Annotated in this window: 4 protein-coding genes; all 4 read right to left on the bottom strand. The window is 65.9% G+C overall.

Annotated elements, in window-relative coordinates; translation table 11 throughout:
- The coding region (locus VMD50_RS24510; RefSeq protein ID WP_325431629.1) for a tyrosine-type recombinase/integrase at nt 1–517 on the bottom strand (517 nt) is incomplete at its 3' end.
- A 311-nt stretch (nt 518–828) separates the two neighbouring features.
- Nucleotides 829–1872, bottom strand: a complete 1044-nt coding sequence (locus tag VMD50_RS24505; RefSeq protein ID WP_325431627.1) for a tyrosine-type recombinase/integrase — start codon at nt 1870–1872, stop codon at nt 829–831.
- A complete protein-coding gene (locus VMD50_RS24500; RefSeq protein WP_325431625.1) occupies nt 1869–2825 on the bottom strand; it encodes a tyrosine-type recombinase/integrase in 957 nt (318 codons plus the stop codon). Before VMD50_RS24500 ends, VMD50_RS24505 begins: the two co-directional genes overlap by 4 nt.
- A complete protein-coding gene (locus VMD50_RS24495; protein ID WP_325431623.1) occupies nt 2818–4086 on the bottom strand; it encodes a site-specific integrase in 1269 nt (422 codons plus the stop codon). The genes VMD50_RS24500 and VMD50_RS24495 overlap by 8 nt, the downstream gene beginning before the upstream one ends.
- Nucleotides 4087–4187 lie beyond the last annotated feature (101 nt).

The following is a 4187-nucleotide window of genomic DNA, read 5'->3' as shown; positions in this document are numbered from 1 at the left end:
GGTGGACGTCCAGGTCGGTCAGTGAGGTCAACTCCGAGACTCGCAGCCCGGTCTGGATGGCGAGCACCAAAAGAGCATGGTCGCGTCGACCGGTCCACGTGCTGCGGTCAGGCGCGGTGAGCAACGCGTCGATTTCCGATTCGGTGAGGAAGGTGACGATCGTTCGCTCGTAGCGTTTGGGCGGGATGGCCAGTACTTGCTGGATCGTCGCGGCGTGATCTGGGTGATGCAGCGCCGCATAGCGAAACAGCGAGTGGATAGCGGCCAGGCGGGCGTTGCGCGTGGGCACGCTGTTGCCTCGCTGGCCTTCCAAGTGGTCGAGAAACCCGGTAATGACGGCGGGACCAAGATCGTCGATCCGCAATTGGCTGACCGGTTTGCCGGTCCGCTGGCTGGTGAAAGTCAGCAGTAGCCGCAGCGTGTCGCGGTAGGCCGCAATGGTGTGGGGGCTGGCGTTGTGCTGACCGATCAGCCGGTCGGTGAAAAAGCCCTGCAGCGCAGGCGCGATCAGAGTCATGGGCGTTGCCCGTTCTGTTCGAGCCGTGCGCAGGCCAGTGTCATCAACTCAGGGGCGGTAGACAAGTACCAGTAGGTCGCGCTCGGGTCGACATGCCCCAAAAAGGTAGACAGCAGCGGCATTTTGGTTTGCACGTCGCCGCCCTGGCGATACCAGTCCAGCACGGTGTTGACAGCGAAGCTGTGCCGCTTATGCGGAATTCCGCATAAGAGGCATTAGGCGGACGGCCGGGTTATGTGCCCTGCGGTGGCGTTTCTGCTGGCTAGGGGGTTGCTGCGGGCGGTTCTGTCCGCATAACGCCGGGGGTGGCGTCAACGGCCGAGCGAGTCGAGCCAGCCGATTAACGACGCGTCCGTGGTCCAGTCCGGCAGCACGTCCGGGGTCAGTGGCTGGTAGGCGTTCTCGATCGCGTTGCGTTTGGTCTGTTCGTCGGCGCGGGCGTAGATCTCGGTGGTGGAGACATCGGCGTGGCCGAGCAGATCGCGGATGTAGATCAGGTTGACGCCGGCCTGGATCAGGTGCATCGCCCGGCTGCGCCGCAGGGTGTGGGGCGTGACCGACACTCCGGGTGCCCAGCCGGGGTCGCGGGTCCGGACGGCTCGCACGTGGCGGGCCAAGAGCTTGGCCACCCCGGACCGGGTCAACCTGGAGTGGTTGGGTCCGTGGAACAGTGGGTCGGTGTCGGCGCCGAGCCCGGGGTGCGGTTTGCGGTGTTCCAGGTAGTCGGCGACGAGCCGGGCGGTGGGGTCCATCACGGGCAGGTACCGGATCGTGGAGCCCTTGCCGCGGATCGCCACCGTCATCGGGGTGGATCGGCGGATGTCGGCGACGTCGAGGTCGCAGAGCTCTTGGACGCGGGCGGCGGTGTCGTAGGCCAGGGTGAGCAGGACGGTGTCGCGGAGGGCGCGTGCGCTGGCCGCGCCGGGTTGGGCGAGCAGCGTCTTGACCTCGTCGCCGGTCAGGTGCCCCAGATCTGGGGCGGGGGTGTTCTTCTGCCGGATCGCGAGGACTTGGCTGAGTTGGTCGAGGTGGTCGGGCTGCTCGACGGCGGTGTAGCGGCAAAACGACTTGATCACCGCTAGGCGCTGGTTGCGGGTGGCCGCCGAGCAGCACCGCTCGGCCTGCAGCCAGTCCAGGAACCGCAGGATGTGGGGCCGGTCGATGTCGGCCAGGCGCAGTTTCTCGGGAGGTATGCGCTCTGCGGTTTTGAACCAGATCAGCAGGAGTTTGATCGCGTCGCGGTAGGAGGCGATGGTTCTCGGCGAGGCGCCACGCTCCCCGGCCAGGTAATCGGTGAAGAATTTTGTCAGCCAGCGTCCGGCCAGATCCGGGGGCGGCGCGGGCCGCGGGGTCACGACTGGTCCTCGGGCGGGGCGGGGATGACGTAGCCGAACTGGATTTGAGCTTGGGCTATCACCTCGGGATACGCATCGGCGGTGAGCCTGAGGTAGTACTGGGTGCCGCGCAGGTCGGCGTGGCCCAGGTAGCAGGCCAGGTAGGGCAACATCACGGCCACATCGGTGCCGGCTTCGGCCCAGCGCCGCAGGTTGGCGACGGCGAATCCGTGACGCAGCGAATGCGGATGCGGGCCGCCGGTGAAATGCGGGATTCCGGCGTCGGCCAAATAGCTGCGGAACCGGACGTAGACGCTGGCCTGGTTGATCGGGCTGCGCGGCGCCCTGCTGTAGAAGACGTGAGCGTCGGGTTCGGGCACCGGGTGCGCGGCCGCGATGTAGGAATCCACCGTCGCGGCCAGCCGGCGGGTGATCGGGATGGTCCTTCCCGCACCGTTTTTCGAGTTCCGGATCTTCAGCGTCGCGGACTGCGTGTCCACGTCCGAGATGGTCAGGTTCAGCGCCTCGGAGATGCGCAGCCCGGCTCCATAAAGCACCCGAAACAACACCGGGTCGACCATCGCCTTGTTCGAATACGAGGACATCGGCTGGGAATCGATGACCGCGAACAATCGGCGCACCTCGTCGTCGGTGAACACATACGGCACCCGATGACGGGCACGGACCTGGGTAGCCGCGGCCGGTGTGTAGGCCTGCCAGCCGGCGGCTTGGGCATGAGCGGCCAGTTGGCGCAGGACCAACTCGTTGCGCCGCAGGGTGCTTGGCCGCAGGTGACGGCCGTAGAGGAACCCGTCGACCGCTTCCTTGGTGATCGACCCGTCCGAATAGCCTTCCCTGCGGCAGTGGTCGGCGAATTGGTGCAGCACCCGTTCCGGGACTTTGAACCGGTATCCGCCGGCGTGACGCACAGCGACCAGCTCGGCGATCAGGCTGGGCAGTGTCATCTCAGGCATCACGCTCACCCGCCTGGGCCGGTTCGGTGACGTCTTCAACGTCCAACGCGCAACAACGCAGGCGTTCGACGTCCAACCGCAGATAATAGGCCTGCGTCGTATCGCTCGACGCATGCCCCAACACGGCCGACACCACCGGTATCGACGCGCCGGTGCCGATCATGGCCACCACCAGCGCGCCGCGCAGCGAATGCATCCCGCAGACCTGGTCCGGCGGGAAGACGATCCCCGCGCGGACGGCAAGCCTTGACAGCCGAGAGGCGATCGACGAGACGCAACCGAACGTATCGAACGGGTGGCGGTGCTTGACGAACACCTTGCGGCAGACCGTTTCGGGGCGGCCGTGCCGGATGTAGTCGATGATCGCCCAGCCGACGTCGTCGAGCAGCGGAAGACAAAGCCGCCGGCCCGTCTTGTGCTGAACAATCGTGATCGTCTTCGCCCTCCAGTCCAAATCGGACAACTCGAGGTGACGCAGATCCGATATCCGCAGGCCCAGCCGGGCGGCGGTCAGGATCATCGCGAAATCACGCTTGCCGGTTGCAGATTCGCGGTCGATCCCGGCCAGCAGCCTACGGATCTCATCGACGGTCCACAGATGAGGCTCAGACTCGTGACGCACATGCCGGTGCGGCGGCAGCCTGTTTGCGAGGCAGGTTTCTGTCCGTCCCGTGACGGACAGAAACGACAGGAAGTCCGCCAGGCACGATCTCATGGCCGCAACGGTCTTGCGCCGTAGATGGCGTTGGCGCAGCAGGAATCCCGACACGTCTCGCACGTTGAGTCCCGCGAGATCACGGGCACCCATCTCGTCCAGGTAGGCCAAGAGTTTGCTGGCCGCTTTGTCCTTGGCGATCACGGTCGCATCGGCATTGCCGCGTTTGCGGCACGAGGCGAGGTACTCGTCCCTGAGCCGACGGAACCCGGTAGGACAATCGTCCTTCGCCGGGATCACCGGCCGGTCGATATCGACCGCCCGGCCGGCCAGCGTCTCCGCCATCAACACCACCGGCCGACGAACCGCCTGAACCTTCTTGTCCGTCGCCGGTTCTCGCAACGACCCCAACCTCACCCCGGTCTGATTCGCGATGAAGTCGATACACACCCCCTCACTCGCCGCGGCCAGGCCGCGCCCGATCAAGAAGGCGGCGAACGGCTCCAGTACGGCCCGGTGGCGCCGGACCGTGGCCTCGGATCTGCCAGCGGCGCGCAACACCTCTACGACGCGGCCGACCGCGTCCTGGGCAGCTTTCTCGTCCATCAGAATCAACCTCTGCATTCGGTAGCGGAATGAACACAAAGTGATTTTTCGCCGACGCGAAAAGCGCCCAGCCCCACAACGAGGGAGCCCGACCCCCGGCG

Origin of the sequence: Mycobacterium sp. (assembly GCF_035506235.1) — a bacterium.
Classification (GTDB): domain Bacteria; phylum Actinomycetota; class Actinomycetes; order Mycobacteriales; family Mycobacteriaceae; genus Mycobacterium.
The sequence above is the reverse complement of the archived record's forward strand: the minus strand, read 5'-3'. Positions and strand labels throughout refer to the sequence as shown.